We start from the raw sequence: 22,374 nt of genomic DNA, 5'->3' as shown, positions 1-22,374 counted from the left end.
GGACTACCTAGCGGGAAGCTCGGGGTGGGGGCGTGGGCGGTCTGTCCTGGCGGCGTCGGTACTGCCGCGGGCGGTGGGCACGGACGGGCCGGGCCCACCGCCCGGTCCGGGCGCCGGCCCCCGAGCGGCTCCGCCGGCACGGTGGATCAGACCGACGAGCGCGCCGGCGAGCGCGATGAGGAGGGCGCCGGCGACGGCATCCGCCAGGTAGTGGTTGCCGGTCGCGACCACGACCAGGGTGGTGAGGAAGGGGTACGCGAGACCGCAGACCCTCAGGGTCTTCCGGCGGGCGCGCCGGAAGAGGAGCCAGCCCGACCACAGGGCCCAGCCGACATGGAGTGACGGCATGGCGGCGTACTCGTTGACGAGGCTGCCGAGTCCCTGCGGCGCGCTGGTGCTCCCGCTCCACCATCCCCAGCGCTCGGCTTCGGCCACGATGTCGTGGATGCCTCCGTCGGCGAGCAGCCGGGGCGGCGTCGTCGGGAACCACCAGTACCCGATGAGCGCGGTCATCGTCCCCACGGCGAGCCAGGTGCGCGCGCTCCGGTAGTCCGCGGGATGTCTCCGGTAGATCCAGACCAGCACGGCGGGCGTCACCAGGTAGTGCAGGGTCGCGTAGAAGTACGCGGCGAGCACCGCCAGGACCGGCAGCTGGTGCAAGGCATGGTTGAGCGACTGCTCCGGTGCCAGGTGCAGGGCGTCTTCCCAGCCCTGGACGGTCCGGCCGTGGCGGTCCGCAGCGGCGTTCGAGCTCCGCTGCAGCCCCCGGCTGGTCTCGTACACCCCGTACACCACTGCCACCAGCAGCAGTTCCGCCCACCATCGCGGCACCGCGCGTGCGCCCGGTGCGGGTGCGCGGTGCGGGAGCAGGCGGCGTGCGACGGGGGCGAGGCCGGGCATCGGGCGACCTCACGCCGCGGCCGTGGGCCGCTGGGCCCGGTCCTGGGCGGGCGCGTGCCCGGCCTCGCCCCGCGGAGGGACGCGGTATGAGGTCGTCGCCGCTGGGGTCTTCTGCACGGTGCCCATGCCGCCTCCTTCCTTCCGGGAACAACCGTTCTGTTTAGCGTGGCCCATCCTTCGCCATTGATCGCCAAACGTCAAGACGAACATTCGTTTTTCTTGTTCGGTGAGGCGGCGCACGACCGCCGCGCACCCGCCGGGAAGGCGGGGGTGCGCGGCGGTGGCCCGGTGGACCGGGAGTGCGGGACTACTGGGTGGGGCGCTCGACCTGGGGTGCGATGTCCTCGGTGAAGGTCTCGCCCTCGGTGGACTTGGCCAGGGAGGCCTTGGCTCCGCCGGTGCCGCAGAAAGCGGCCTCCAGCGTGCCACCGAGGACGGTGTTGACCGTTCCGTTGTTGGAGGTGTTCGCCATGGACGTCATGCTGCGCTTGCCGTCGGCGGTGGTGAACGCGTAGGTGTAGAAGCCCTGGACCGTGCCCGTGTGGCCGTACACCGTCACGCCGCACGAGAGCTTCCTGGCCCGCAGACCCAGCCCGTAGGACTGCGTGCCGTCCGCGGTGACCGGGACCATCGTCATCATCTGCCGCAGCTGCGCCTCGGGGACGAGCCGCCCGGTGACGAGCGCGGAGAAGAAGCGGTTCAGGTCGGCCGCGTTGGAGATGACCGCGCCGGCCGACTGCGCCCACGAGACGGTCTGCTCGGTGGAGTCCACCAGCGGCAGCGTGGTGTCATCCGGGCGCAGGTAACCACGGGCGGAGGAGCCGGAGATCGCGGTCCGCGGGTGGACGTAGGAGGTGTGCTTCAGGCCCAGCGGCCCGAAGATCCGCTCCTGGTACTGCGCGGCCATCGGCACACCGGTGAGGTGCTCGATCATCTCGCCCAGCACCACGAAGTTGGCGTTGGAGTAACTGTAGGCCGCGCCGGGCTCGTTGGTCGGCTCGTGGGCCGTCGACAGGTCGATCAGCTCCTGGTAGCCGAACACCTTGTTGCGGACCGACTCGAAGCCCGGAACGGTGTCGTAGAACATGTCGTTGGTGTAGTCCCACAGACCGCTGCGGTGGCTCAGCAGGTGGCGCACGGTGATGCGGTCGTCCGGCAGGGGCTCGGGCAGGTACGTGTTCGCGGAGGCGTCGAGGTCGATGCGGCCCTCGGCCACCAGCTGCATCAGCACCACGGTGGTGAAGGACTTGGTGACGCTGCCGACGCGGAAGCGGCGGTCGGCGTCCATCGCCGTGTGGGCGACGGTGTCCGCCTGTCCTCTGGAGATGCGGTACGTCGTGTTGCCGGAGTCGATACGGGTGAGCGCGCCGGGGGCGCCGTTCGCCATGGCCTGCTTCTGTACCGCGAGAACACCCGCGATGTCGGGGGCGGGAAGCGACGGCGTCGCGGCGACGGCCGGCGAGCCGGCCAGGGTGGTGATCACGGCGGTGCTCGCGAGCGTCGTGCTCGCTATGGTGAAGCGCATCCGGTTCTCTCCGTCGTCAGTTGGGGGGAAGGGGGCGGGCCGCACGCGGACCCATGGCCCGCGGCGCTCGCCGCACCCTACCGATCGACCGACCCCGGCCCCGGTGTGTGACACACGGGCGGAACACGTCGAACCGAATCCTCAACTACTGGTCGCCACAAGGTAGTTGGGACCTCATCCTGGCGAACGTGCAAGGGGCGGGCGGATCGCGGCTACGTCAGTGCCTGCTCGTACCACCGCAGCACGCGCGTGGCCCGCAGGGTGTTCCACCGGCTCGGCTTCCCCTCGCCGTCGTCGATGGGGAAGTGCAGCTCGCCGGGATGGGGGTTCTCCAGCGGCCAGCGGCCGTCCGCGTCGCACTTGGAACGCACCAGGTCGACCGCCTCGGCCACCCGGTGGTCGGGGGTGGCGCCGGCCGCGCGCAGATGGTCGAGCCCGCGCAGCACGTCGTAGTGCCAGAAGGTCGGGTAGGAGAACCGCGTCCAGGGCGAGGGACCGTCGGTCCCGCGGTCCTGCCCGATGACGAGGCCGGTCGACAGCCGCCGGAACAGCCGCCGCTCCAGAAGGTACTCCTGGCCGCGGAGCCGGGCGTCGGTCACCTCGGGGGCGGCTCCCGCCGCCGTCTCGTACTCCAGCAGTCCTTCGAGGACGTCGATCGTGGTGTGGAACGACCCGCGGACCGAGCCGTTCTCCTGCTCGCAGTTCCACCCGCCGTCGGCCATCTGCTCACCGAGGAGCCGCTCGACGACCGGCGTGACGTCCCTGCCGAAGTAGGCTCCGAGCGCCACGGTCCGGCCGTTGATGCACGGCTCCACCTCCCCGGCGAAGAACGGTTCGCCGTCGTGCTCCCACCGGACGTGCTCGTGCACCAGGCCGACGGCGCGGCGCGCCGCCGCGCTGCCCGGTTCGACACCGAACGCCCGCAGCAACGCCAGACTCCAGGTGGTGGACGTCCATTCGGGGAACAGCGTGCCCTGCTGCGCGGGTTCGAGCGCGTGCCACCATTTTTCGGCGGCCCCGGCGGTGAACGTGGGGATGCCGGAGGCCCATTGGCCGTGCGGTCGCTGGAGGGCCAGCAGCCGTGCGCCCCAGCCCTCGTCCGCGACGCGGGCCCGTTCGGCCGCGATCCGCTCCGCGGGCGCGTCGGTGAGATCCCGCATCACCTGCCAGCGGATCGCCGGGTCACCGTCCAGCAGCCACTCGATGACGTCCACGCGCCCACACCTCCTGAGCGCAGACGCTATCCCGCCATGGCCCGTTCGGCGGCCTGTTCGCGCCAGGAACGGCACATGACGGGACGTCATCGGGACGGGTCGGACCGTCAGTTCGGCGGATCGGGTCGCTCGGGCTGCGCAACGGGTCCGGGCGGGATGTGGACGGTCATGATCAGGGAGCAGGTTCCGTCGCCCGAGCCGCGATAGGCGTGCGGCACGTCCCCGTCGAAGGTCGCGGTCTGTCCCGCTTCGACAGGGTGCTCGGTGCCGTCGACGACCAGGGTCATCCGGCCCGAGGTGACGCTCACGGTCTCCACGACACCGCCCTGGTGGGGGTGGCTGCGGTACTCCTCGTCCGGTTCCAGTCTCCAGCGCCAGATCTCGACGGGCGCCGGCCCTGACGTCGTCATCATGAGCCGGGCCTCACCGCCCCGCTCCCCGGCCCACAGCGGCATGACCGCGTCGGCGGACACCACCCGGACGCGGCCTTCGGCCGCTCCCTCCAGCAGGGCGGACACCGAGACGCCGAGGGTGTCGGCGAGGCGGACCAGGGTGGCGAAGTTCGGATTGCCCTGCGCCTTCTCCAGCCCGACCAGGGCCCCTTTGCTGACCTTGGCGCGCCGGCCCAACTCGTCCAGGGACAGTCCCGCGCGCGTGCGCGCGGCCCTGACGTTGTGGGCGAGCGCGCGCAGCGCCGCCTCTGCCTCGGGCACCTGATCTCCGTTCTGACGTGTGGATCACTGGAATGCACCGCCCGGTCGTTTGGTTGACAACGGCCGGTCGTTTCATTGTACGGTCGAGTCGTTCCAATGTGAGGTGAGGGAAGTACCGTGATCGCTCTGCTGCCGGCCCTGGGCAGTTCCCTCGCCTACGGATGCGCCGACTTCCTCGGCGGCCTCGGCGCCCGCAAGGCCCATGTGCTGCGCACGGTGACGGTCGCGGCGCCGGCCAGTCTCGCCGTCGAGCTGCTGCTCTGGCCCGTCCTGGGCGCCTCGTTCTCCTGGACGGGCGCCGGATGGGGGGCGGCGTCCGGTGTGGCGTCCGCCGCGGCGTTCGCCCTGCTCTACAAGACGCTCGCGATCGGCCCCATGAACGTCCTGTCGCCCGTCACGGCGCTGGTGTCCGCCGCCCTGCCGGTCACGGTGGGACTGCTCCAGGGCGAGCACCTGGGCGTGGCCGGGCTTCTGGGCCTGCCGCTCGCCCTTGCGGCGGTGGTCCTGGTCAGCGCCGGGCCCGGAGCGCGTTCGTCGCGTCCCTCACGCACCGCACTGCTGCTCGCCCTCGGCGCGGGCGCCGCCATCGCCCTCCAGCTCGTGTGCCTGCACCAGGCGCCCTCCGACAGCGGCGTCGCCCCGCTGATCGTCGGCCGCGCGGTCTCCTCGGCCGTCATCCTGGCCGCGGCAGCCGCCATGCACCGCCGGCTCGGCGCGGAGAAACCCGCCTACGCGATCTCGGCGACCGCGGGCGTGCTCGACTCGCTGGCGAACCTGCTGTTCCTGTTCGCCGCCCGCAGCGGCGACCTCACCGTCGTGGCCGTGATCACCGCCCTCTACCCGGCCGGGACCGTCCTGCTCGCCCGCAGCGTGCTGGCCGAACGCATCCACCGCAGCCAGCTCGTCGGCCTGGGCGTCGCCGCGGCCGCCGTCAGCCTCCTCGCCCTCGCGTGAACCGCCGCGACCCCGCCACCCCCGCCCGCCCGTACGAGACAGGACCCCGCCTCATGACCGCCATCCGGATCACCCCCGCCGTCGCGGACGCCTTCCCCGGCTCGCTCATCGCCCTGGTCACCGCGGCCGGCCTGCGCGGGAAGGAACCCTGGCCCGGCACCACCGCCGCTCTCGAGGCCCTTGAGCGGCAACTCGCCGACGGCACCTGGCAGCCCGCCGACGAGACCGACCCGCGGATCGGGACGTGGCACACCGCCTACCGGGCCTTCGGGACCAATCCCCGCCGTATCCGGCCCAGCGTCGACGCCCTCGGCCGCCGCATGGCCAAGAAGGGCGTGCTGCCGCGCATCAACCCGGCCGTCGACTCGTACAACGCCGTCTCCGTCCGTCACGGCCTGCCCGCCGGCGCCTTCGACCTCGACCACATCGCCGGCGACGTCGACATCCGCTACGCCGACGGCAGCGAGGAGTTCACCCCGCTCGGCGAACCCGGGACCATCGAGAACCCCAAGCCCGGCGAGGTCGTCTACACCGACGGCACCGGCGTCCTGACCCGCCACTGGAACCATCGCGACGCCCACCGCACCCGCGTCACCGAGGACGCGGCACACGTCGTCTTCGTCCTCGAGACGCTCGACGCCGCCCGCGACGGCGACCTTCTCGCATCAGCCGCCCACGAGCTGCGGAGCCTGCTCGCCCCGCATGCCGAACGGGTCACCGTGGACTACCTCAGCCCCGCCCACCCCAGCTTCGAGGCCTGACTGCTCTCACGGGACTTGCGGGCGGCCGCGGGACTGTGCCCAGCCCGGATCGGTGATGTGGTGGGGTGCGTTCCGCCGTATCTGCCACCATCTGACGCGGTCGGGGCGGTATGTTCCCCGCGTCAACCTGCTGAAGGTACGATGACCAGGCACTTCCGCCGAATCGCCCCCGCTGCGGAGGATCCCCGTCGCACACTGGCCATGGTGGTTCCGCCGTGTCTCCCCCGTCGCGGCGGAACCACCCCCGGCGAGCACCGAACGCGTACGGGGCGGCCCTTGGTGGCCCCCGTCGGCCCGTGGATCAGCATGTCGGCCTCCCCCGCCCCAGGTTCGCGGCATTGGCGGCGTGCCCCGGCTCTGAGCCGCCGTCAGCGTCGGTTGTCACAGCTTGGCGCGCCGCCCGGTCGGTAATCGGGATCCCCACCGTCACAAGGGGCGGGTTCCGCATCATGAGCGCCGATCCTCCCCAGCCGGTTCGTCGCCCTCTTCATCGGAGACCGGGGACCGAGCCCGGGAGAAGGACCTGCATGCTCATCACCGAGACCCGTATCCGGACCGACCATCCGAACCTGTACCTGGCGCAGTTCTGCCGGCATCCCGGCCGGGCGGGCGGCCGGTTGCTGCATCTGCTGCACGTGCTGCACGGAGGCGGGACGGCGCCCCGGATCCACCGTGTCGAACGTTCGGGTGCGCGCAGGACTGTCGACGTCGGCTCGGGGCGGTGCACCCTGCACGCCGGCCCCGGCGTGCTGAACCTGCGGGTCGAGGCCGGCGACCGGGACAGCCTGGAGCGCGTCCAGCATTGGGCGGCCGAGCGCCTGCGGAGGATCAGCAAGGGCGGCGCCCTGCACGTGACCTGGCATCCGGAAGGAACCGCTGATCACTCCGGCGCCGATCACACGCCGATGGAGACGGCGGTGGTCCGTTCCCGACACGGCCTGACGATCGGCGCCGTGGCCGTGGTGACGCTGGTGGTCGCCGTCCACGTCGGTTTTGGCGTGGCCGTGCTGGAAGCCGGTCCGTGGAAGCACTGGGTCATCGGCTCCGTCCTGGCAGCCGTTCTGTTCAGGGGTGCCTACGTCCTCCGGCGGTCTGCCGGAAGGCGCCGGACGGCTCGCGACACGCGGTGACGGCCCGCGGGTCCGGTGGGTGCGGCCGGCTCCGGGGCCAGACCGCGCTGCCGGCCTTCCAGGCGCTCCGGTTCATGTGCCAGCCGCGCGGAGGCGCATGCTGCTGATGGCGGTCATCGACCTGCGCAACCCGGCGGTGCGGGCCGGGCTCGGGCCCGTGGTCATCGGACTGGCGGTCGCCGCGATCGGCCTGTCGTACGGCGCGAACGCCGGCTACGCCATCAACCCCGCCCGCGACTTCGGCCCACGCCTGTTCGCCTGGGCGGCCGGCTGGCAGGACCTCGCGCTGCCGGGCACCCTGGCCGCTCCTTCCACGACTGCTTCTGGATCCCCATCGTCGGCCCCTGGTCGGTGGCGTGATCGGGTCCTGGTCTACGACCTCCTCATCGGTGACGTCCTGCACATCCGCACGCGCATGTCCAAGCCCCCGGAGATCGGCTGTACCCGCCCCGTGGCGACCGCGGCCGAGAGGTGACCGCGGCCAGGCTTCCGCGCCGTCATGGCAACGCCGGGACGGCGCGAACGCGTGGTGGTCATCGTGGACGAGGCCACCGCCTCGCGGGTCAGGGGCGGCCGGCCGGCCGGCACCCGGAGCACGCCACTTACGGCTCCTTCCTGAGCTTCAGCGACCCCGACGGCAACGGCTGGATCCTCCAGGAGATCACCCGGCGGTTCCCCGGCCGCTGACCCGGGCGTCGGCCTCGGCCGCAGCCGGCCCGGCTCATGGCGAACATGTGCGCCCGGGCCCGGAGTTCCGGTTGGGTGCCGACGCCTGAGCCATCGGAACCGGACGAGGTCGAGAGCGGGCAGCGAGCCACCCGGGAACTGCTGGACCACGCCATCGGCAGCGTCCCGGGCGCCGGAGCCGGTCTGCCGGCCCGGCGCCCGGGACGCGTCATCGCGTCCTACCGGCTGAGGAGGCCTGTCACATGAACTGCTCGCCCTGGCCGAGACCGATCCCCGTCGTCCATGACGTGATCGTCACGCCGGCCAGGCTCACGTCGGTCTCCCCGGGAACGTAGAAGTTCGTGGCGAGCGAGCTGTGGTCCGGCATCGACAGCTTGAACGTGGTGACCTTCAGCGTGTGCTCCGGCAGGTCCGGAGCGCTGAAGCGGATGCCGGCGTGCAGCGGGGAGTCCGCGCGCAGCACCAGCTTGCCGCCGCGTCCGCGGATGCTCACGGGGATGGAGGCGGTCTGTGCGGGGGGCCCGCTCAGCGACACCTGGGGGATGTCGCTCAGCGTGCAGGCGATGCCGTCGTGCGCCAGCAGCGTCACGTCGAAGGCGCGACGGCTGAGGTCCGAGGTGTAGCCGCCGAAGTAGAAGGAGACGTCGCTGGTACGGCAGGGGCGCGGCGTCGTGCCGGTGGCCTTGGCGCTCGCGATGCCGGGAGCGGTCGTGGCCAGCACGGCCGCGGCGATCGTGGCCACGCCCGCCGCCAACAGGGTCGTTCTGCGCATGGGTGTTCCTTGGGGTGGAGGAGGGATGTCAGAAAGCGGCGAGGCCGTGCGGCATGCCCAGACCGGTCGGGCCGTCCCAGCCCTTGGCCGCGGTGCAGACGGACGTGCTGAGCCCGGGGTAGTCGGCGCACAGGTGGTACGTCTCGTTGTTTCCGGCGGTGATGTCCGTGAAGGCGGCGGCCGGGGCACGGTAGAGGGTGCGGGGTCCGTCGACGGCGGTCAGGTGGCCCGCCCGGACGAAGAGGCCCGCGATGTACGGCGCCGAGGCACTGGTCCCGCCCGCGATCACCCAGTCGAAGGGCTCGCCGCTGCTGGGGGCGTAGGTGTCGTAGACCGCCACGCCCGTCGCGGCGTCGGCGTCCGCCGACACGTCGGCGGCGGCACGGTGCCCGCCGCACGCCCCGGTCACCGAGGAGGGCTGACCATTGGCCGCCGGGAAGCGGGTCTCGCACCCGCTGCCGCCGCTCCACCAGGCGGTCGCAGGGCCGGTCGTCGGTAGGGTGACCCCGCCGACGCTGATCACCGAGGGCAGGTTGGACGGCCAGGACTGGTGGATCCCGCCGTTGAAGCCGGAGTCCCCGGTGGACGCGGTGATCGCCACCCCCTTGTGACGGAGGGCGGCCAGGAGGCCGCCGCTGGTGTTCGTCACGTCCGCGGAGTACCCGTAGCTGATGCTGACCGCAGAAGCGTGGTGGGCCACCGCGGTGTTCACCGCGCGGGCGAAGTCACCGGTGGAGACGTCGTTGTCGTCCTCGGCGTCCTGCCACGGCACCGAGATCTCCATCAGCCGGCAGGACGGGCAGGCCGCGGAGGCCATGTCGAGGTCGAGCGAGGTCTCCAGTGACACCTCCTCCTCCAGGAAGGCGCCGTGCGGTTCCTTCTTCGGGTCCTGCGGGGCCGGCTGCGCGCCGCCGGTGTAGTCCAGCAGCTGCAGGCAGCGGGACGCCGTCGTGCACGGCGGCAGGTGGTAGGTCCGCCGGTAGGCGGCCAAGTCGTGCTCCAGGGTGGGGTCGACGCCGGCGTTGATGACGGCGATGATCCCCTTGCCGGCCGACGTGCCGGGCAGTCCGTACGCCTTGTTCAGGTCGGCCGGACCGTAACCGGCGGGCAGCGAGGACCGCAGCGGCGAGCTGCTGCCCTTGTGGTCCGTGACCACCTCGCTGTGGCACCGCGGGCACACCGAGCGCACACCGTGCGAGTCCAGCAGCCGTCCGCTGCCCACCGCCTTGCGCAGAGCGGCCACGGTCTCACCGGTGTCGGCGCGGGCGTTGGACGGCGTGTCCGCGGGGCCCGCCGTGGCGGTCGGCGCCGGGGACGCCGACGACGCCGGGCCGGCGGCGAGTCCGGGGTGCAGGGCCACGGCGGTGAGCGCCGCGCCGGCCGCGACCGCCACCGAGATCTTGGCTATGCGGCCGGACAACTTCCCCGTCGTACGCGCGATGCGGCCTCGCGACGTGAATCTGTTCACGCGTTCATGAATCCTCTCCGGTCAGCAACCGGGCCGATCGGCCCAGTGCGACGCAGCTGACGTGGTTGCCCACCGGCACGCGGCGGCGGTGTGGTGTCGCCGCGCGCCGGAGGCACGTCCTGTCGTCGCGGTTGAGATGCACCCGGAGAGGAGGAAGTTCTCGGTGAGGGCAAAATCATTCCGCGATCGCCGGCGCGTCGGGTGTCCGGCCGGTGCGGGCCGCCGTTGTCGGTGCCGGATGACACCATCCGGCCATGAGCGGCGAGTCTTTCAACTGGCACACGTTCCTGACACGTTGGCAGGAGGAGTGGGTTCCGCGCACGGATGCGGACGGCGAGCGGAGTGTCCTGCCCCCGGGCAGGCCCGCGGCGGACGAGGCGGCGATCGTCGCGGCCGAGGAGCGGCTGGGACGGCGGCTGCCGCCCTCGTACCGGGAGTTCCTGGCGGTGAGCGACGGTTGGCACGTGGACGAGACGGCCGGGGTCTATCAGCTCGGTGGCATCGCGGACATCGACTGGTTCCGGGACCCGCACGGCATGACCCCGCTGTACGAGCAGGATCTCGGCGACGACCCGCGCGAGGAGGACGTCCTGCTGGCCGGGATGTGGCGGCGAGCGATGCGACTGGAGACGGACTCCGACATGTCGAACGCCCTGCTCGATCCGGGCGACAGCGACGAGGACGGCGAGTGGGCGCTGTGGGTCTTCCGCGGCTGGAGCGGTGAGCTGCCGCGGCGCTATGCGTCGTTCCGTGCGTACATGGAGGCCAAGTACCGCGGCTTCCACGCCGACCGGGCGGCGCGGCCCGACTTCGTGAACGCGACCACCCGCCTCCAGGACGCCCATGTCGAGGAGGCCCGGTCGCTGGCCCTGCGAGGGCGGTACGAGGAGGCCGTGCCGCTCCTGGAGGAGGCGATGTCCTTCGGCCGGCCATGGAGCGCCGTGCTGCTGGGCCAGCTCCGGCACCTGCTGGATCCGCGCAGTACCCGGGACTACGGCAACCTGGTGTCCGACCCGTGCTACCTGCCCGAGATCCTGCCCGTGCAGGCCATGTCACCGGCGGGCGGCGAACGGTGGCCGGGCGGACCGGACCACTGGCTCGTGATGATGACCGCCCGCGGCGTCGCACGTCAATCCGCCGAGACCGTGCTGCGCACCATGCTGGACCGCACCCATCGCTACGAGCCTCCCGGTCCCTGGGGCCGGGCCGTGGCCGAGGCACGGGAATCGGCCCGCTGGGGGGCGACCGACGCCGCGTGGCGCGTGCTGCGGGACGCCCTCCCGCTGTGGGAGGCGCCGGGGCCCCTGCTGATCGCGCCGATCGGGCTGCTCGCCGATCCGGTCCTGGGTCCGCTGATCACCCCGGAGCGCGGGCGGGAGATCCTCGCCACACCGCGGGCCGGGGAGAGCGGACCCGCTCCCGAACCGGTGCCCGATCTCGACCCGCCGGGCCTGGTCTGGCTGACGCGGCCGGCGGCGAACGGGCAGCGGATCGACGGGTACCGCTGCGTCTGGGTCGAGGGGTTCGACCCCGCCGGGCTGCCCGCGCTCATCGGCGACGAGGGCGCCGAACTGAGCCCGCCCGCGGATCCGCGCATGACGTCCCTGTGGGCCTTCAGACCCCAGGAACGAGAGGGCGCGGAACCCTGGGAGGACCGGGCCCTGGTCACGGTCGGCCGCACCGCCGAAGCGTGGGCCTTCGCCTTCGACGGCCCCACCCACCACCATCTGGGCAAACTGTTCGTATCCCCCGCGTCGGCCGCGTCCTCGGCCGGACGCGCAGTGGTGGTGTGGCGCGAACCGCTGCGCTCGTCCCTGGGTGCGCACCCGGTGGCGTTCCACCTCTCGGTGGCCGAACGGGGTGAGGAACTGTACGCGTTCACCGTGCGGGGTGCGGAGATCGAGCGCTCCGGTGCGATACCCGCGAGCCTGGACCCCGCACGGCTGTTCCGACCCGGAGACAGCGATACGGACTTCGAGGTACGCGTGCTGGAGGCGCTGCACGCCGAACTCGGTCTGTCACTTCCCCGCTTCGCGCTGACCCGGGGCAGGCTCCCGGCCTTCACCACTCGGTCCTGGACGAGGGCACCGCGCGCGGGCGAACCGTTCGTCCACGCCACCTTCCGGCTGCAGCGGAAGACGGCCGACCAGGCGCGTGAGCAGGGCAGGGAACGGGAACGGGAACTGTGATCGCGCGGGGTGCGTCGACAGGGACATGAGGGAGCGTGGTGAACCCGGCGGTGCCGTCGGCTGCCTGGTGGCGGCGGTCGGTGCGTGTGCCGGGCTCGGGGTCTGGCTGCAGGGTGCCCGGCCCGGGCTTCAGGGGAGTTTCGAGGACCGGCGGGACTGGAGCCTGCTGTACGTGGAGCTGCCCTCGATGCTGCTCGGGGTGCCGGCGATCACGCTGGCGGTCTGGGCGGTGGCGAGTGGTCTGCTCCGCCGCCGGGCGGGCACACGTGCGCGGACGGCCGTGGCGGGCGGGGCGGTCGCGGTCGTGCTCGCCGGACTGACGTGGGTGTGCCGTGCGTGGTTGGACATCCGGGTCGACGCGTTCCTTGAGGGCGATGCGTGATGTGCGTCGCCGCGCTCGCTGACGGCCGGGGAGTACGGACCGGTCCGACCCCGACGGCGTCACGCCGTCTCGGCGTACCGCTCTCCCGCGTACGCCCGGAGCACCGGTAGGACCGCGTCCGCTCCGCCCGGGAGCCGGTCCAGCCGGACCAGTGCGTAGGCACGGTGACCGTCGACCAGTTGGCTGGGACGGGCGTACGGGTGGGCGCCCGGCAGGGGCCACACCATGAGCCAGGGGCGCCGGTCGGTGGTGTGCGACGGCCGCCCGACCGAGACGGCGGCGATCTGCGACCACGCGAAGTGCCGCTCGCTCTCGGCCACCTCGCGCATGCCGATCCCGGTGGGACCGATCCGCAGCCGCAACGGCCTGCGCCAGCGGACGAAGCAGCGGACCGCCATCACCCAGCAGGGGATGACACCGACTGCCGCCGTCCCCATGAACAGCAGAGAGGTGAACACGACGTCGTAGACGATGCACACCACCGCCACGGTGAACACCACCGCGGGGACCGCCCAGATCGCCGTCCACAGGCCGGCCCGCCGATGGGCCGTGAAATCCCGCTCCCCGCCGGCGACGCTCCGTTCGGGGCCGGCGACGGTGACCGGCATCGGCGGCCGCACCTCGCGCGGCGCCGTCTCGAAGCGGGCACCGCCGTGTTCGGCGAGCGCGGCGGTGAGTTCCAGGACGCTCTGGTCCAGGTCCGCGCAGTCCACCAGCGCGTACGGCCCCCCGCCGAACATCGAGGATTCCTGCTCGCGCGGCAGCGCCACACCCGGCCGCGTCCAGAGCATCAACTGCGGCTCGGGCGGCGTCGACTCGCTGTCCCTGGCGGGGGCGTGCGACAGAGCGACCGTGCCGATCTGCTCCCAGGACAGCTCGGCGTCGTGCAGCGTGATCCCGAACCCGTCGATCCGCAGCCGGAACGGCTGCCGCGCTTTGCGGAGATTCTTCCGCCCGGTCCGGACCGCCAGCGCGGCGCCGAACACCACGTAGAGCGGGACCAGGAAGCCGGTGCGTACAGAGGCGAGAGCCCACGCCAGTGAGCCGGTCAGCAGGACGAGCCCCCAGGCCGTCCACCGCGTCCCCCGTCGTCTCAGCGTCCGTTCGACCGTGAACTCCATTGCCGACCGCCCCCTTGTCCTCCTCCACCCGGCACCATGATGCCGCCCCGAAGCGCGCCCCCACCCGCCGCGGACACGGCGGTTGCCGGTCCGTGACACCCGTGGGACACCATCCGCATTCCGCGGCCGGGCCGACGGGCTTCTTGCCGAAATGGCAGAAAACTTTGCTCCCCGGCGGCGGCCGGGGCGATCGTGCGGGCATGAATCAGAACAACGACATGGAAGCACCGGGCGGCGCGTGGGACGTGGTGGTCGTCGGAGGTGGTGCCGCCGGTCTGTCCGGCGCGCTGACCCTGGCACGGGTGCGGCGGTCGGTGCTGGTGATCGACGCGGGAGAACCCCGCAACGCACCGGCCGCCGCGGCGCACGGACTGCTGGGACGCGACGGCATCGCCCCGCTGGAACTGCTGCGAAAGGGGCGGGAGGAGGTCGCCTCCTACGGCGGCCGCGTGGTAACCGGCAGTGTCACGGCGATCCAGCGTGACGGCGACGGCTTCGTGGTCGAGTGCGGGGACGGCCGGCGGGTGACGGCGCGGCGCGTACTGGTGACCTCGGGTCTCGTCGACGAGCTGCCGGATGTGCCGGGGCTCGCGGAGCGGTGGGGCAGAGACGTGGTGCACTGCGTGTTCTGCCACGGCTGGGAGGCGCGGGACACTCCGATCGGGGTCCTCGGCAGCTTCCACCAGGCCCTGCTGTTCCGGCAGTTGTCGCGGGACGTGACGCTGTTCCTGCACACCGGGACCGATCTGACGTCCGATCAGTGGGAGCAGCTCGCCGGCCTGGGTGTCGGCGTCGTCGAGGGAACCGTCGACGGCCTGGAGGCCGACGAAGCACACCGGCTGGCCGGGGTGCGCCTGACCTCCGGGCACGTGGTGCCCGTTCGGGTGCTCGCGGTCGCCCCGCGTTTCACGGCCCGGGCGTCCTTCCTCGGCGGGCTCGGTCTCGCCGTGCGGGAGCATCCGGCGGGCTTCGGGGAGCAGTTGACGGTGGACGCCTTCGGCTTCACCGGTGTCGACGGTGTTTGGGCCGCGGGGAACGTCAGCGACCTGATGGCGGGCGTTCCGGCTGCCGCGGCGGCCGGGACGACCGCGGCCGCAGCCATCGTCATGGACCTGCTGACGGCCGACGCGCGCGCGGCCGCCCGGGCCCGCCGGGCGACTGCCGCGGAGGTGTTCAGCGGGCCGATGGAGGCCGAGGTGTCACGGCGCGTCCTCGGCGTCCGACAGCACGGGCTGGACCCCTTGCCGGGGGCGTGACCTCCGGCAGGGCCGGGCTCAGGCGGTGCGGGCCCTGAGGTGGGTCCGCTCGCCCTGCCGCCCGAACAGCACGAGCAGTTCGACGGTGTGCTCGCCGCCGGGGCCGAGCCGTTGCGGGGCGGTGGTGTCGAACTCGCCGACCTCGCCGCGCCGTCAGTACCGCTCCGCAGCGCGCGCGCCCGAACCCGCCGAGCCGTTCCCTCCCGCGGCTTTCGGGGGCGGCGAACGCCGTACCGTACGGGCTCCGGACGTCCGCCCGGGCCGGCGGCCACCGCCCTTTCGCGAGCGACTGGCCGGGGTCGTCAGTGGGGAAAAGTAAAAGGCAAGGAGAGCTCTCTCCTTGCCACTCTCAACTTATAGCGCACAGGGGGGCTTGCCGCAAGGCCCCGGTCAGGGCGCAGAATCGTCGGCCGACGCCACATCCCGCGGAGATGAGGGCGGACACGGACGCGCTCGGCAAGAGGTTCGACGGAGTGGGAGGCGCCGGTGCTGCTGTCGGTCACCGCGGTGCGACGGAGCACGGCCGCCTCGGAGGGATCGCAGTGATCGAGCAGTACGTGTGGGATCTTCACGAGGTCGACGAGACGCAGGTCGCGCTCGTCGGCGGCAAGGGCGCGCACCTGGGTGCGCTGTCGCGGATCGAGGGCATCAGCGTGCCGGCCGGCTTCTGCGTGACGACGGACGCCTTCCGGCGGGTCATGGCGGAAGCGCCGTCGATCGAGGAGCGGCTGGATCAGCTGTCGCGCGCCGACCTGGACGACCGGGAGGCGATCCGCGCGCTCAGCGCGAGGATCCGCCGGGACATCGAGGGGATCGCCGTCCCGGGCGATCTCGCGGCGGCGATCACCGGCGCCCTTGCGCGGCTCGGCGAGCAGGCCGCCTGTGCCGTCCGGTCCAGCGCGACGGCGGAGGACCTGCCGACGGCCTCCTTCGCCGGCCAGCAGGACACGTACCTGAACGTCGTGGGGCCGACGGCGATCCTCCGGCACATCAGCCGCTGCTGGGCCTCGCTGTTCACCGAGCGGGCCGTGACCTACCGGCGGCGGAACGGCATCGACCACCGCGCGGTCCACATGGCCGTGGTCGTGCAGCGGATGGTCTTCCCGTACGCGTCCGGCGTGCTGTTCACGGCCGACCCCGTCACGGGCAACCGCACGGTCGCCACCGTGGACGCCGGCTTCGGCCTCGGCGAGGCGCTGGTCTCCGGCCTGGTGAACCCGGACGTCTACACGGTGCGGCTCGGCGAGGTCGTCACCAGGGCGATCGCCGCCAAACAACGTGCCGTTCAGCCCCTTCCGGCCGGCGGCACGCGGGAAGTGGCGATCGACCCGCGGCGGCAGGAGCAACCGGCGCTCACGGATGAGCAGGTCGTAGGGCTCGTGGAGCTCGGGCGGCGGATCGAGGCGCACTTCGGCAGCCCGCAGGACATCGAATGGTGCCTGGACGACGACGGGTTCCGGATCGTCCAGAGCCGGCCCATCACCACACTGTTCCCCGTCCCGGAGACCGGCGACCAGGAGAACCACGTCTACGTCTCCGTCGGCCACCAGCAGATGATGACCGACCCCATGAAGCCCCTGGGCCTGTCCATGTGGCAGCTGACGGCGATGGTGCCGATGCACACGGCCGGCGGAAGGCTGTTCGTGGACGCCACCCGGCGTCTGGCCTCGCCCGCGAGCCGCGCCGCGCTCCTGGACGTCATGGGGAAGGGCGATCCGCTGGTGCGGGACGCCCTGGAGACCCTCCTCGACCGCGACGACTTCGTCCCGCCACTCCCGGACGCGAGTCCCGGGGGGCCGCCGGCCGGCGCCGCGCCGCCCCCGATCGAGACCGATCCGGCGATCGTCACCGGCCTCATCGAGCGCAGCCAGGTGTCCATCGCCGCACTGGAGCGCGACATCCGGACGAAGACGGGACCGGCGCTGTTCGCCTTCCTGCTGGAGGCCTTCGAGGAGCACAAGCGGGCCCTCGGCGATCCGCTCAACATGCAGGCGATCATGGCGGGCATGGAGGCCACCTGGTGGCTCAACGACAAGCTGCAGGAGTGGCTGGGCGAGAAGAACGCGGCTGACACGCTCACGCTGTCCGCCCCCGACAACATCACGTCGGAGATGGGACTGGCGCTGCTCGACGTCGCGGACGTGATCCGCCCGCACCCGGAGGTGGTGGCGTTCCTGCAGGGTGTCGAGGACGTCGAGGACGATGTCTTCCTGGACGAGCTGCCGAAGCTGCCGGGCGGGACCGAGGCGCGCGACGCGATCGAGGCCTACCTCGACACCTACGGCATGCGCTGCGTCGGCGAGATCGACATCACGCGGCCCCGTTGGCGCGAACGCCCCGCCACGCTCCTGCCCGCGATCCTCGACAACGTCAGGAACTTCGAACCCGGCGCCGCCGAGCGGCGCTTCGAGCAAGGGCGCCGGAAGGCGCGGCAGAAGGAACAGGACGTGCTGTCCCGGCTGCGGGCCCTGCCGGACGGGGACCGGAAGGCCGACGAGACCAAGCGGATGATCGACCGGGTCAGAACCTTCATCGGGTACCGGGAGTACCCCAAGTACGGCATCGTCAGCCGCTACTTCGTGTACAAGCGGGCGCTGCTGGGGGAGGCCGGGCGCCTTGTGCGGGCCGGTGTGCTCCCCGAGAAGGAGGACATCCACTACCTCACGTTCCAGGAACTCCACGAGGTCGTGTGCTCGCACCAGGTGGACGGCCGCCTCATCCAGCAGCGCAAGGAGGCGTTCCGGTCGTACCACGCACTCACACCGCCCCGGGTGCTCACCTCGGACGGCGAGGCCCTCACCGGGGCGTACCGGCGCGACGACGTGCCGGCCGGCGCCCTGGCCGGCCTGCCGGTCTCGGCCGGGACCGTCGAGGGAAGGGCCCGGGTCGTCCTCGACATGGCGGACGCCGATCTCGAAGCCGGCGACATCCTGGTCACGACCTTCACGGACCCCAGTTGGTCGCCGCTGTTCGTCGGCATCGCGGCCCTGGTGACGGAAGTCGGCGGCCTGATGACCCACGGCGCGGTGATCGCGCGGGAGTACGGCCTGCCGGCCGTCGTGGGCGTGGAGGGGGCCACCCGGCTGATCCGCGACGGGCAGCGGATCCGGGTGCACGGGACCGACGGGTTCGTGGAGATCCTGCCGTGACCGGCAGCGCGGAACCAGGGCCCATCTGTCCCCGCCGCACCTGCCGGGTCGTCCGGGGCTGCGCGAACCGGCATGTGTGGTGGCGGTGGGCGGATCGTCCGTCCGCCGCGTTGGAGCCCTGTCCCTGTCCGGACCTGATGGACGGCTGACGCGACGGGTCGTCGCCCCACGGGAGCGCACCGCCGGGCCCTTGTCGGGTCAGCTTTCTGGGCCGAACCGCCTCCCGCGTGATCGTTCACGGCTGAAGTCGGCGCAGGCGCAGGCTGGTCGACCGAGGGGACGGGCGTTGGTGGGACGGGCCAACAGCGGTGGCGGTCGGCTCCCGACGCTTTCCGTGCCGCGGTTCGTGGGGCGCGACCGTGAGGTCACCGCGCTCGGAGCGGCGCTCGCGCGATCCGCTGCGGCCGTTCGAGGCGCGGACCAACGACGTGAGTACGGTGTGGCAGTACACCTCCGCCGAGGCGACCAAGGGCGACGCCCCGGAGTCGAGCCCCTGCACGGGTGACGTGGTCGGCGGGAACACGGCGGCGTGCCGGCCGGAGCCGCTCATCTTCCTGCGCTACGACTTCGATCTCGCGCTGGACAACACCGTCGGGGCGGGGGAGACCCACGAGATCACCGTCGTCGGCTATTACCAGGAAAGCCTCGGGGCCCTTCCCGAGGTGACGTCCCTGAAGGCCGAGACCACTTTCGGCGGGGGCAGGACCTGGCGCCCGGCGGCCACCAGGTCCACCGGGAAGAACACCTTCACTACGACGATCAGGAATCCTCGGCCGGACCAGGCCGCCAAAGGCGTCGGACTGAGGATCAGCGCGACCGACAGCCAGGGCAACACCGTCCGGCAGACCCTCCCCACGGCTCCCGTCCCGGCCTGCTCGGCGGGCCGCCGAACAATGTCGCGGAGTAATCGAGGAAAAGCATCGCCGTGCGCATTGATATTCCCGGGGATCGGGGTTTGTCATTCATTGAACGTGTGGACATGCCATTTCAGGCATTCGCTTGACGCGGTGAACTTCGCGACGCACAGTGGGTCGCACATCGGCAAATGGCTTCCACGATATGAATACGCGAAGGACGGCGGGGCCGTGAAGCGAACGCAATCGCAGAGGTATCCGGGGCGCCACAGCGCGGCTGCGCGATGCGCGGTATCCGCCCCTGCCACCCTGCTGGTCGGACGATCACCGATGTGATCTGCGGCCGTCTGTTGCCGGGCACGGTCCAGCGGTGACCCATCGGGTCCGATGCCCACTCCTGCCTGCGCCGCCGACGGCAAGCGGCCCGCGCCACGTCGATGCGACGCAGCGCATTTCACGAGCTCCGACCACTGGCAGGACCACGATGCATCCCCTCCCGATCCCCATCCCCACGAAGCGACGGGCCGGGCGCCGCGCGGAGGGCGCCGGGTCGACAGTGGACCTGGGCAGGCGCACCGAAGTGGTGCCCGCTCTCCTCCTCATCGCGGCGATCACCTTGGGTGCGTCCTTCGCCCCTCTGGCTGTTCATCTGTCGCCCCTGCTGGTGGCGGCTCCCACGTGCATGGGGACGTTCGCACGGACCCGCTTCACGGCGGCCGTCGCCGTCGTCGCCGCGGCGGCAGTGGTCGTCGTCGACCGGCACGACGGGCTGCTGCACTCGCCGGTGCTGCCCGTTCACATCGGGGCGGTGCTGACGGTCTCGGCCTTCGTCATCGCCTCGCGGGCGCTGCACGACCGCGACTTGAGAGAACTGGCCCAGGTGAGGGCGGTGTCCGAGGCGGCCCAACGGGTGCTGCTGCGCCCCATCCCGCAGGAGTTGGGCCCCTTCCTCGTCGCGTCGCTGTATCGCGCCTCCGCGGCCCACGCGCTGGTCGGCGGCGACCTCTACGCCGCGTCCCGCACCGGTCGCACCACCCGCATCCTCATCGGCGACGTGCGGGGCAAGGGCCTTCCGGCCATCGACGACGCCTCCGCCGTCCTCGGTGCCTTCCGTGAGGCCGCCCACCGGCACCACACGCTCCCGGAACTGGCGGCCTCGCTGGAACGCAGCGTTCGCAGGCATCTGGGCGAGCTGTCCAACAGCGGGCACGACATCGGCGAGCGGTTCATCACGGCCCTGCTCATCGAACTCCCCGACGAGGAGGAGAGCGTGAGGATCGTCAGCTGCGGGCACCCGCCACCCCTGCTGCACCGGCACAGCCGCGTGGCGCTGCTGCCCGTCGCCCGGCCGGCCCCGCCCCTGGGGCTCGCGCCGGACAAGCCCATGGCGTTCCCGCTCGACACCGCCGCCTTCGGGCCCGGGGACACCCTGCTCCTCTACACCGACGGCCTGGCCGAGGCCCGCGACACCAGCGGCGACTTCTTCCCCGTGCTCGACCACGCCGCAACGTGGCCCTGGGACCGGCCCGGTCGCCTCCTGCAACAGATCAGCGCCGATGTGGACAGCCACGCGGGCCGGAACCTCCAGGACGACCTGGCCCTCATCGCCGTCCACCACCCACCGCGCCCCGTCCACGCCGGAGATGAACCATCGTGACCCTCCGCGACCCGAGTCACTGGGCTCCCCTGCCCCACCGGTCCGGTGTGCTGATCGCCGTCTACCTCGCGGCGACGTGCGCACTGCAGCTGAACGCATCCGCCGTCGGGTTGGTCCGCTGGTCGGACTACTCGGTGCCGGCCCCCCTGATGGCGGCGGCCCTGCTGCCCGTCAGGCACACCCTGGTCATCGGGGTCTCGACACTGGCGACCAGTGTGGCGATCTACGGTTTCGCGATTCCCGGGGTGTCGGACGGGGGCCGGACGGTCGTGGTCGCCGCAGCGGCCCTGTCCCTCGCACTGAGCCTCGTCATCTGCCGGGCCCGGCTCCGGCTGCAGGGCCGGCCGTGCTCCTCCGCCGCGCCGTCCGCGGGCGGTGACGGGCCGGCCGCCCGTACCGTCACCGCCCATCCGGCGCCCCATGGCGTCGGCACCCCCCTGGCCGTGGCGGGCGGCCTGCCGCCGGGCCGCCTGCCCAAGCGCGCGGCCGTCGAGCTCGCGTACTGCGGTCAGGGCGCGGAGGGCGGGCCACAGGCCCACTGGCTCGACGTGATCCCCCTGTCCGGAGCCCGGGTGGCGCTGGTCGCCGGCAGCGCGGCCGAGGACGGGGTCCCCGCCCCCGCGCTCGTCGCCGAGCTTCGCGCCGCGGTGCGCACGCTCGCCGACATCGACGTCCAGCCCGAGGAAGTGCTCATGCGCCTGCAGGACATCCTCTCCCGGCTCCGGCCCGGGTACGGGACCGCGGAAGGCGCGCCCGAGGCCATCGCCAGTTGCCTCTACGCGGTCTACGACCCCGTGACCGCGGAGTGCGCCCTCGCCTGCGCCGGTCACCCCGCGCCCACGGTCGTCACGCCTGACGGCGCGGTCACCGCCGTCGCCCTCCCCGCCGGTCCGCCGCTCGGCAGAGCGCTCCCGAACGTCGAGACCGCCGAGATCCGGCTCCCGCAGGACAGCGTGCTCCTGGTGCACACCCACTCCCTCGCACCGACCGGAAGCCGGCCGACCGCGGCCCCCGCACTCGAACTGCCCAGGGATTCCGCGGGCTCGCGGCCCTCGCTCAGCGACACCTGCCGCTCCACCGCGGAAGCCCTGCTGGCGGCGGGAGGCCACCGCGGGCTGGGTGTGATCGCCGCCCGCACCCGCACGCTCGACAGCGACCATGTGGCGAGCTGGGACCTCCCGGCCGACCCCGCGGCCGTGTCCATGGCGCGCGAACACGTCACGGGAAAGCTGACGGCCTGGGGCCTGGACAAGGCCACCCCCACCACCGCCCTCATCGTCAGCGAGCTGGTCACCAACGCCATCCGTCACGCCCAGCCACCTGTTCGCCTCCACCTGATCCGCTGCGACACGGCCCTGACCTGCGAGGTCACCGACGGCAGCACCACCTCCCCGCACCTGCGGCGGGCCCGCACCTTCGACGAGAGCGGCCGGGGACTGTTCATCGTCGCCCAGCTCACCCAGCGCTGGGGCACCCGCCATCACTCGCGGGGCAAGACCATCTGGGCCGAACACCTCCACGCGATGGAACCGGCGGGTGCGTGCCGTGAGGCAGGGGCCCGCTAGAACAGCCGTCGATGCGTACGCGCCGCGCACCGAACACGGGCGGTATCCCCGGCCGTTGAACACCCCTTGTCCCGAAG

Annotated in this window: 18 protein-coding genes and 1 pseudogene; 12 read left to right on the top strand and 7 right to left on the bottom strand. The window is 72.3% G+C overall.

Annotation, left to right across the window (positions count from 1 at the left end; translation table 11 throughout):
- Nucleotides 1-3: 3 nt before the first annotated feature.
- The 4 genes from ACFYXS_RS26800 to ACFYXS_RS26785 all read right to left on the bottom strand — a co-directional run bounded on the left by ACFYXS_RS26800 (nucleotide 4) and on the right by ACFYXS_RS26785 (nucleotide 4,352).
- Nucleotides 4-900, bottom strand: a complete 897-nt coding sequence (locus ACFYXS_RS26800; RefSeq protein ID WP_389252557.1) for a phosphatase PAP2 family protein — start codon at nucleotides 898-900, stop codon at nucleotides 4-6.
- 307 nt (nucleotides 901-1,207) lie between these two features.
- Nucleotides 1,208-2,425 carry a serine hydrolase domain-containing protein gene (locus ACFYXS_RS26795; protein WP_389252555.1) on the bottom strand — a complete coding sequence of 406 codons (1,218 nt, stop codon included), beginning with the start codon at nucleotides 2,423-2,425 and terminating at the stop codon, nucleotides 1,208-1,210.
- 212 nt (nucleotides 2,426-2,637) lie between these two features.
- On the bottom strand, nucleotides 2,638-3,639 hold the full coding sequence (locus ACFYXS_RS26790; protein WP_389252553.1) for a hypothetical protein: 1,002 nt from the start codon (nucleotides 3,637-3,639) through the stop codon (nucleotides 2,638-2,640).
- Between the two features lie 107 nt (nucleotides 3,640-3,746).
- Nucleotides 3,747-4,352, bottom strand: a complete 606-nt coding sequence (locus ACFYXS_RS26785) for a helix-turn-helix domain-containing protein (RefSeq protein WP_389252551.1) — start codon at nucleotides 4,350-4,352, stop codon at nucleotides 3,747-3,749.
- A gap of 117 nt (nucleotides 4,353-4,469) precedes the next feature.
- Between ACFYXS_RS26785 and ACFYXS_RS26780 the strand changes: the two genes are divergently transcribed.
- The 5 genes and pseudogenes from ACFYXS_RS26780 to ACFYXS_RS26760 all read left to right on the top strand — a co-directional run.
- Nucleotides 4,470-5,306, top strand: a complete 837-nt coding sequence (locus ACFYXS_RS26780) for an EamA family transporter (RefSeq protein WP_389252549.1) — start codon at nucleotides 4,470-4,472, stop codon at nucleotides 5,304-5,306.
- Nucleotides 5,307-5,359: 53 nt separating this feature from the next.
- Nucleotides 5,360-6,067 carry a B3/4 domain-containing protein gene (locus ACFYXS_RS26775; protein WP_389252547.1) on the top strand — a complete coding sequence of 236 codons (708 nt, stop codon included), beginning with the start codon at nucleotides 5,360-5,362 and terminating at the stop codon, nucleotides 6,065-6,067.
- A 449-nt stretch (nucleotides 6,068-6,516) separates the two neighbouring features.
- Nucleotides 6,517-7,197, top strand: coding sequence for a DUF2218 domain-containing protein (locus tag ACFYXS_RS26770; protein ID WP_389252545.1), 681 nt, complete (start codon nucleotides 6,517-6,519; stop codon nucleotides 7,195-7,197).
- Nucleotides 7,198-7,294: 97 nt separating this feature from the next.
- Complete coding sequence (locus tag ACFYXS_RS26765; protein WP_389252543.1) at nucleotides 7,295-7,672, top strand: aquaporin; 378 nt, start codon at nucleotides 7,295-7,297, stop codon at nucleotides 7,670-7,672.
- 74 nt (nucleotides 7,673-7,746) lie between these two features.
- Nucleotides 7,747-7,884 (top strand): annotated as a pseudogene (locus ACFYXS_RS26760) (glyoxalase); the annotation flags it as partial.
- A gap of 238 nt (nucleotides 7,885-8,122) precedes the next feature.
- Here the strand turns inward: ACFYXS_RS26760 and ACFYXS_RS26755 are convergent.
- Together ACFYXS_RS26755 and ACFYXS_RS26750 are read right to left on the bottom strand one after the other, a co-directional pair.
- Complete coding sequence (locus ACFYXS_RS26755) at nucleotides 8,123-8,656, bottom strand: hypothetical protein (protein ID WP_389252541.1); 534 nt, start codon at nucleotides 8,654-8,656, stop codon at nucleotides 8,123-8,125.
- 28 nt (nucleotides 8,657-8,684) lie between these two features.
- Nucleotides 8,685-10,076 (bottom strand): hypothetical protein, encoded by a 1,392-nt coding sequence (locus ACFYXS_RS26750; RefSeq protein WP_389252539.1) that lies wholly within the window; start codon nucleotides 10,074-10,076, stop codon nucleotides 8,685-8,687.
- 302 nt (nucleotides 10,077-10,378) lie between these two features.
- Here ACFYXS_RS26750 and ACFYXS_RS26745 point away from each other — a divergent pair, with 302 nt between their 5' ends.
- Both ACFYXS_RS26745 and ACFYXS_RS26740 read left to right on the top strand, forming a co-directional pair.
- The gene (locus ACFYXS_RS26745) at nucleotides 10,379-12,313 is read left to right on the top strand and encodes an SMI1/KNR4 family protein (RefSeq protein WP_389252537.1); all 1,935 of its coding nucleotides are present in this window, start codon (nucleotides 10,379-10,381) and stop codon (nucleotides 12,311-12,313) included.
- A 25-nt stretch (nucleotides 12,314-12,338) separates the two neighbouring features.
- Entirely contained in the window at nucleotides 12,339-12,695 is a 357-nt protein-coding gene (locus ACFYXS_RS26740) for a hypothetical protein (protein ID WP_389252535.1), read from the top strand.
- 59 nt (nucleotides 12,696-12,754) lie between these two features.
- Here the strand turns inward: ACFYXS_RS26740 and ACFYXS_RS26735 are convergent, their stop codons facing one another.
- On the bottom strand, nucleotides 12,755-13,816 hold the full coding sequence (locus tag ACFYXS_RS26735; protein WP_389252533.1) for a hypothetical protein: 1,062 nt from the start codon (nucleotides 13,814-13,816) through the stop codon (nucleotides 12,755-12,757).
- Nucleotides 13,817-14,016: 200 nt separating this feature from the next.
- On the opposite strand from ACFYXS_RS26735, the gene ACFYXS_RS26730 reads away from it, so the two are divergent.
- The 5 genes from ACFYXS_RS26730 (at nucleotide 14,017) to ACFYXS_RS26710 (ending at nucleotide 22,297) form a co-directional block, all read left to right on the top strand.
- The gene (locus ACFYXS_RS26730; protein WP_389252531.1) at nucleotides 14,017-15,072 is read left to right on the top strand and encodes an NAD(P)/FAD-dependent oxidoreductase; all 1,056 of its coding nucleotides are present in this window, start codon (nucleotides 14,017-14,019) and stop codon (nucleotides 15,070-15,072) included.
- A 542-nt stretch (nucleotides 15,073-15,614) separates the two neighbouring features.
- On the top strand, nucleotides 15,615-18,221 hold the full coding sequence (gene rph, locus ACFYXS_RS26725; RefSeq protein ID WP_389252529.1) for a rifamycin-inactivating phosphotransferase: 2,607 nt from the start codon (nucleotides 15,615-15,617) through the stop codon (nucleotides 18,219-18,221).
- 359 nt (nucleotides 18,222-18,580) lie between these two features.
- A complete protein-coding gene (locus tag ACFYXS_RS26720; RefSeq protein WP_389252527.1) occupies nucleotides 18,581-19,411 on the top strand; it encodes a hypothetical protein in 831 nt (276 codons plus the stop codon).
- Nucleotides 19,412-19,658: 247 nt separating this feature from the next.
- On the top strand, nucleotides 19,659-20,732 hold the full coding sequence (locus tag ACFYXS_RS26715; protein ID WP_389252525.1) for a PP2C family protein-serine/threonine phosphatase: 1,074 nt from the start codon (nucleotides 19,659-19,661) through the stop codon (nucleotides 20,730-20,732).
- Nucleotides 20,729-22,297, top strand: coding sequence for a SpoIIE family protein phosphatase (locus ACFYXS_RS26710; RefSeq protein WP_389252523.1), 1,569 nt, complete (start codon nucleotides 20,729-20,731; stop codon nucleotides 22,295-22,297). The genes ACFYXS_RS26715 and ACFYXS_RS26710 overlap by 4 nt, the downstream gene beginning before the upstream one ends.
- Nucleotides 22,298-22,374: the final 77 nt, after the last annotated feature.

This window comes from Streptomyces sp. NPDC002574 (assembly GCF_042889545.1).
Taxonomy (GTDB): Bacteria; Actinomycetota; Actinomycetes; order Streptomycetales; family Streptomycetaceae; genus Actinacidiphila.
The sequence above is the reverse complement of the archived record's forward strand: the minus strand, read 5'-3'. Positions and strand labels throughout refer to the sequence as shown.

Excerpts from the sequence above, each read along its gene's own strand:
- ACFYXS_RS26800 (WP_389252557.1), bottom strand. The coding sequence starts at position 900 with ATGCCCGGCCTCGCCCCCGTCGCACGCCGCCTGCTCCCGCACCGCGCA.
- ACFYXS_RS26795 (WP_389252555.1), bottom strand. The coding sequence starts at position 2,425 with ATGCGCTTCACCATAGCGAGCACGACGCTCGCGAGCACCGCCGTGATC.
- ACFYXS_RS26775 (WP_389252547.1), top strand. The coding sequence starts at position 5,360 with ATGACCGCCATCCGGATCACCCCCGCCGTCGCGGACGCCTTCCCCGGC.
- ACFYXS_RS26770 (WP_389252545.1), top strand. The coding sequence starts at position 6,517 with ATGAGCGCCGATCCTCCCCAGCCGGTTCGTCGCCCTCTTCATCGGAGA.
- ACFYXS_RS26765 (WP_389252543.1), top strand. The coding sequence starts at position 7,295 with ATGCTGCTGATGGCGGTCATCGACCTGCGCAACCCGGCGGTGCGGGCC.
- ACFYXS_RS26755 (WP_389252541.1), bottom strand. The coding sequence starts at position 8,656 with ATGCGCAGAACGACCCTGTTGGCGGCGGGCGTGGCCACGATCGCCGCG.
- ACFYXS_RS26745 (WP_389252537.1), top strand. The coding sequence starts at position 10,379 with ATGAGCGGCGAGTCTTTCAACTGGCACACGTTCCTGACACGTTGGCAG.
- ACFYXS_RS26740 (WP_389252535.1), top strand. The coding sequence starts at position 12,339 with ATGAGGGAGCGTGGTGAACCCGGCGGTGCCGTCGGCTGCCTGGTGGCG.
- ACFYXS_RS26735 (WP_389252533.1), bottom strand. The coding sequence starts at position 13,816 with ATGGAGTTCACGGTCGAACGGACGCTGAGACGACGGGGGACGCGGTGG.
- ACFYXS_RS26730 (WP_389252531.1), top strand. The coding sequence starts at position 14,017 with ATGAATCAGAACAACGACATGGAAGCACCGGGCGGCGCGTGGGACGTG.